Below are 5885 nucleotides of genomic sequence, written 5' to 3' on the forward strand. Positions count from 1 at the left end.
CGCTTTGGCCACAGCGGCCGAATTCCATGACATGAAAATTCTCTGCAAGCCTCTCGTCAAGTCCCTGGCGGTCGGCGGGTTCGTTGCAGCGTCGATAGCTTCGTCCACCGGTATAGCCACCTCCGCGCCCACCCCGAACTGGGACGCGATCGCGCAGTGCGAGTCCGGTGGCAACTGGCACGCCAACACCGGAAACGGCAATTACGGTGGACTCCAATTCAAACCGGGTACCTGGGAACGGTACGGCGGTGTCGGCAACCCGGCTGCCGCGTCCCGAGAGCAGCAAATCGCCGTAGCCAACCGGGTTTTCGCCGACCAAGGGGTGGAGGCGTGGCCCAAGTGCGGCGCCCAGTCGGGCCTGCCGATCGGTTGGTACTCGCACCCCGCGCAGGGCATCAAGGAGATCATCAACGGGTTGATCCAGGCGGCGGCGCCGCACTGACGATATGTCCTCGCGGTCTATGACCGAACGGCAAGCTGTGTTTGGATCAGGCCATGGAAGGTTCGGCGACTGTTCATATGGCGGCGTCTGCGGACAAGATCTGGGATCTCATCGCAAACGTTCGCAACATCGGCCGGTTCTCCCCCGAAGTGTTCGAGGCCGAGTGGCTGGGCGACGCGAATGGCCCGGCCCTCGGCGCGAAATTCCGTGGCCATGTGCGGCGTAACGAGATTGGGCCGGTGTATTGGACGACGTGTGAGGTGACCGCGTGTGAGCCGGGCCGCGAATTCGGGTTCGCGGTGCTGCTCGGTGATCGGGCGGTCAACAACTGGCACTACCGATTGGCACCCAGCGGCGGCGGCACGGACGTGACCGAGTCTTTCCGCCTCAACCCGGCGCCCTGGCTCGCCGTCTACTGGCTGTTCGGGGGTTTCCTGCGTAAGCGACGCAACGTGCGCGACATGACCAAAACCCTGAATCGCATCAAAGATGTGGTCGAGGCTGGCTGACGCGCCGTGAAATCGATCTTCATCACCGGCGCGGGCAGCGGCATGGGCCGGGAGGGGGCAAAGCTGTTCCACGCCAAGGGGTGGCGGGTCGGCGCCGTGGACCGCAACGGTGACGGTTTGGCGACGCTGCGGGAAGAACTCGGCGGCGACCGGTTGTGGACCCGCCAAGTCGACGTGACGGACAAGGCGGCCCTGGAGGGTGCCCTCGCCGACTTCTGCGCCGGCAACAGCGACGGCGGGCTCGACATGATGTGGAACAACGCGGGCATCGGCGAAAGCGGATGGTTCGAGGATGTGCCGTACGAGGCCGCCATGCGCGTCGTCGACATCAACTATAAGGCGGTGCTGACCGGGGCCTACGCCTCGTTGCCGTACCTGAAGAAAACGCCTGGCAGCCTGATGTTTTCGACGTCATCGTCGTCGGGCACCTACGGCATGCCGCGCCTGGCCGTGTATTCGTCGACCAAGCACGCCGTCAAGGGATTGACCGAGGCGCTCAGCGTCGAGTGGCACCGGCACGGGGTTCGCGTCGCCGACGTGCTGCCCGGCCTGATCGACACGGCCATCCTGACCACGACCACGAATCACTCCAACGACGGCGGCGCCCCGAGGACGGCCGACGAGCTTCGGGCCACCGCGCCCAAGAAGGGGTTGTTCCGGCTGATGCCGGCGAGCAGCGTGGCGGAGGCCGCGTGGCAGGCTTACCACAACCCGAAGCGGTTGCATTGGTACGTGCCCAAGAGCATTCGCTTGATCGACTTCTTCAAGGGCTTGAGTCCGGAACTCGTGCGACGCAGCATCGTCAAATCCCTACCCGCGCTGATGCCGAAGCGGCAGTGAAGGAGGTGAACCGGTGCGAAACCGGTTAATCGCGGTGGTTTTCGTGGTGATCGCCGGCGTCGGCGTCGCGGGGTGCGGGCACGCCCAGACCACGCCCCGCAAAGCGGCCCGCCTGACCATCGACGGGGCCACGCACACCACCCGCCCTCCGGCGTGCAGCCAAAACCAGCAGTACCGCACCATCGACATCAAGGACCGCGACGGCGGTGTCGAGGCCGTGGTGCTCACCAGTGGTTACCGGGTAATGCCCCAGTGGGTGAAGATCCGCAACGTCGACGGATTCACCGGCAGCTTCTGGGAAGGCGGCGTGGGCGACGCGCACGCCGACGTCACCAACGACGCATACACGATCAGCGGTAGCGCCTACGGCATCAACAGCAGCAACCCCGACAAAGTGGTGACGACTGAGTTCAAGATCATCGCCGAGTGCTGACGGTGTCCGGGGTCCGGGCATAGGCTCGGTGGCATCGATCGATGGAGGGGCCGGTGAAGGAACGATTGCACTGGTTGGCGATGCACGGCTTCATCCGGGGCGTTGCGACACTCGGCGTCCGGCGCGGTGACCTGCACGCCAGGCTGATCGCGGATCCCGGGGTGGCCGCCGATCCGGTGCCGTTCTACGACGAACTCCGGGCGGCGGGACCGCTGCTCAAGGGTCGCGTGAGTTATCTGACGGCCGACCACGCGCTGGCCCACGAGCTGCTGCGCTCCGAAGACTTCCGCGTGCTCGTGTTCGGGGCGAATCTGCCCAAGCCGCTGCGGAGGCTGGAGGGCCGCACCCGCGACGGTCTGCTGCATCCGCTTCGCGCACCGTCGCTGCTCGCCGTCGAGCCGCCGGACCACACCCGCTACCGCAAGACGGTGTCCGCGGTCTTCACTCCCCGCGCGGTTGCCGCGTTGCGCGCTCGCGTGGAGCAGACCGCCGCCGACCTGTTGGATCAGCTCGCCGCCGAGTCCGGCGCCTCGCAGGTCGTCGACATTGTGGGTCGGTACTGCTCGCAGCTGCCGGTCGCGATCATCAGCGACATCCTCGGCGTCCCAGAGCGCGACCGGCCGCGCGTCCTGGAATTCGGTGAGCTCGCCGCGCCGAGCCTGGACATCGGATTGACGTGGCGGCAATACCGCAGTGTGCAGCGAGGGCTCGAGGGCTTCAGCTCCTGGCTCGACGAGCATCTCGGCCAGTTGCGGCGCACCCCGAGCGACAACCTGATGAGCCAGCTGATCCAGATAGCCGAAAGCGGTTCCGCCGAAACATATCTGGACGAGAACGAGCTGCAAGCCATCGCCGGGCTGGTATTGGCGGCCGGGTTCGAGACCACGGTCAACCTGCTTGGCAACGGGATCCGCATGCTTCTGGATGCTCCCGACCGCCTGAACACCTTGCGCGAACGGCCCGAGCTGTGGCCCAACGCCGTTGAGGAGATTCTGCGGCTGGAATCGCCGGTACAGCTGACCGCGCGGATGGCGCGGGGCGACGTTGAGCTTGCGGGCAAGCGGCTCCAGCGTGGCGATTTGGTGCTGGTCTATCTGGCAGCCGCCAATCGCGACCCGTCGGTATTCGACGACCCGCACCGCTTCGACGTCGAACGGCCCAACGCGGGAAGGCATCTCGCATTCTCCGGAGGCCGGCACTTCTGCCTGGGCGCCGCCCTGGCGCGTGCCGAGGGCGAAGTCGGGCTGCGTACGTTCTTCGACCGCTTCCCCGAGGTGCGCGCGGCGGGCGTGGGAAGCCGGCGTGACACGCGCGTGCTGCGCGGCTGGTCATCACTGCCGGTCGCGCTGGGACCGGCGCGGTCGATGGCTCGCGTCGACGGCTAGCGGGGCGCGCCGGGAGAACCTCGGCTGTTGACACCCGTTCGGCAACCGAGTTTATTTGCGCTATGACAGACGTTTCTATGATCTCGGTCGAGGATGTCGTCCTCGGGCTATGGCAGGCGCTCTCGCGGCGGGACTGGGAGGCGGTCAAGACGTTTTTATCCGATGACTGCCTCTACGTCGACATGCCCGTTCCGGCGCTGTCGGCGCGCGGACCGGAAGACATCGTCAAGCGGCTCAAGATGGGTCTCGAGCCGCTGGCGGGCTATGAGAACCACGACGGCGTGCTGGTGTCCAACGGTGCCGACGTGATGTACGAGCACTCGGAGACATGGACGTTCACGACGGGCGAGCGAGGCGTGCTGAGATTCGTGACGGTCCACAAGGTCGAGGGCGGCAAGATCACCGTCTGGAAGGACTACTGGGACATGAACAGCCTGGTCAGCTTCGCTCCCCCGAACCACTTCGAGAACCTGGCGACGGCCGACACCAGCTGGGTTTTTGATGCATCAGGGATAGTCTGAGGCCCCTTCTTACGCGCCATGCGCCTCGCGGCGAATCCTGACCCACAATGCTGTACGTCACAAGAGTCCCGTGCCCGAAAATTTGCCCAATCTCGCCGAACTAATCTCCTCCATGGCAGCTCGCGCTGAGGGCGGCCAACCGCTCCCCGCCACCCTGACCACCTACACCGCCGGGGGGTGAAGTCATTTTCTCGCTGGTGCGATCGCACCGCCACCCGCGGACCCGCGCCTCCCGCGGGGTGACCCATGCTATTGCGACCATTGCCGGCGGTCCTGCTTCGGAGGTAAGAGGAATCGCTTTATCGACTGGCGTGACGCAGGTCGATACCGCGCCGGGATGCAGTTTGCGAGCCCAAGCGCGGTTAGGTGGAGTATGGTCGCGGCGTGGTGGGCACATCTGCCAAGCCCTCGTCGCATGGTTCGGCTGAGGAGGGCCCAGCCGAGATCGCTAATCGCGCTGCCGTTGATGAGGACCGCCACACTCCGCGTCGCCGCCGAAGTGCGATCCTCAGCGGCGCGGAGCAGGAATTTGCCCAATCCGGTTATGACCGAACGAAAGTTGCCGCGATCGCTAAGCGGGCCGGCTACCCGCTGGCGGTGGTGTACAGCACCTTTCCAGGCGGCAAGATGCAGATCTGGAACGAACTGAACGCTGATCGTTTCAATGACTTGGTGAGCTTCGTCCTGCAGAACTCGCGCGGTGAGTCGCTGCCGGCGAAACGGATGCTTGACAGCATCCGATCGGCGTACATCTACCTGTGCAACCATCCGAACTTCTTGGAGTTGCACTTTCGAGAAGGCTTCAATTGGGCGACCGCAAGCGATTCCGGCAGAGGAACCTTGCGGCGAACATGGACGGTGGCGGTAGACATCTTCATCGAGATGGCCGCCGCGGACGGCGGTGTGGCGAAGGCGTCTCACTTTTCGCCGAGCCAGGTTGCACGACTTGCCATTTCGACCGTCCAGATATGGCTTCACGAGTGGTGGCATAGTTCGCGCGAAACCGATATCGAACAGGATGCGGACCGGCTGGTGTCCTTCCTATCGTTGTGGCTTCGCGACGAGAACTAACTGCGTTCAGGTGACATAGCGTTCGTCACGCGCCCAGACGCGCGGCGTGGATGGAGCGAGCGGTATCGGCCGCGCCGAAGGGCGCTTGACCTACGCGCCTCGCTTCCCGCGCATCCTTTGCCGGCTGGCTTCAGCTGAACGCTCAACGGCAACGCTGCGCAGGGCCTTGACCCCCGACCGCGACAGAATTACCATTCTGCGGAGGGCAGAATCAGCATTCTGCCTATATATAACCCTGCAGCGCGCGCCGACGTCGGAAGGACCTGCATGATCGAGCATCATGACTTCACCAAGCCGTACGCGAAGAACCGGAAAAGGATCTACGCCGGCGTCGCTGCGGTGATGGCCGCGGGATACATCGTTACCGCTGGTGGGACAGGCCTTGGGATCTTTCCGACGACGCCCATCACCGGACTCCTCGCGTGCATCATCTTCACCAATGCCATCTGGGTCGCTTTCTGGGCGTGTTGGTTCGTCAACGGTCCGGGCGAGAAGCGAACCAAGCTAGAAAAGGCCGACGAGTTCACGATGCTGTGGGCCTGTGTGGCGGCCGTCGGTAGCGAATTGACCTGGGAACTCCCCTGGCTCGTCGCCGACGCTCTTGGAAAGGCCCACATCACGACGAATGACCGATGGGTCTACATCTGGTACTACTACGCCCGAGTCGACGAGCGCTACCTTCAT

At 64.6% G+C, this 5885-nt stretch carries 7 protein-coding genes and 1 pseudogene; all 8 read left to right on the forward strand.

Annotated elements, in window-relative coordinates; translation table 11 throughout:
* Positions 1-442 (forward strand): resuscitation-promoting factor RpfC (gene rpfC, locus A5711_RS11375; protein ID WP_369829929.1); only part of this gene is annotated, 442 nt, incomplete at its 5' end.
* Positions 443-477: 35 nt separating this feature from the next.
* Complete coding sequence (locus A5711_RS11380) at positions 478-951, forward strand: SRPBCC family protein (RefSeq protein WP_197520086.1); 474 nt, start codon at positions 478-480, stop codon at positions 949-951.
* Positions 952-957: 6 nt separating this feature from the next.
* Complete coding sequence (locus tag A5711_RS11385; RefSeq protein ID WP_067946464.1) at positions 958-1791, forward strand: SDR family oxidoreductase; 834 nt, start codon at positions 958-960, stop codon at positions 1789-1791.
* 13 nt (positions 1792-1804) lie between these two features.
* A complete protein-coding gene (locus tag A5711_RS11390; protein ID WP_067946466.1) occupies positions 1805-2224 on the forward strand; it encodes a lipoprotein LpqH in 420 nt (139 codons plus the stop codon).
* A gap of 53 nt (positions 2225-2277) precedes the next feature.
* Complete coding sequence (locus A5711_RS11395; protein ID WP_067946473.1) at positions 2278-3609, forward strand: cytochrome P450; 1332 nt, start codon at positions 2278-2280, stop codon at positions 3607-3609.
* 77 nt (positions 3610-3686) lie between these two features.
* On the forward strand, positions 3687-4130 hold the full coding sequence (locus A5711_RS11400; RefSeq protein WP_067946468.1) for a limonene-1,2-epoxide hydrolase family protein: 444 nt from the start codon (positions 3687-3689) through the stop codon (positions 4128-4130).
* Between the two features lie 384 nt (positions 4131-4514).
* Positions 4515-5201 carry a TetR/AcrR family transcriptional regulator gene (locus A5711_RS11405; protein ID WP_231987463.1) on the forward strand — a complete coding sequence of 229 codons (687 nt, stop codon included), beginning with the start codon at positions 4515-4517 and terminating at the stop codon, positions 5199-5201.
* A gap of 267 nt (positions 5202-5468) precedes the next feature.
* Positions 5469-5885: pseudogene (locus tag A5711_RS11410) on the forward strand (Emopamil-binding protein); the annotation flags it as partial.

Source organism: Mycobacterium sp. E2238 (assembly GCF_001672665.1).
Lineage (GTDB): Bacteria > Actinomycetota > Actinomycetes > Mycobacteriales > Mycobacteriaceae > Mycobacterium.

Excerpts from the sequence above, each read along its gene's own strand:
- A5711_RS11400 (WP_067946468.1), top strand. The coding sequence starts at position 3,687 with ATGATCTCGGTCGAGGATGTCGTCCTCGGGCTATGGCAGGCGCTCTCG.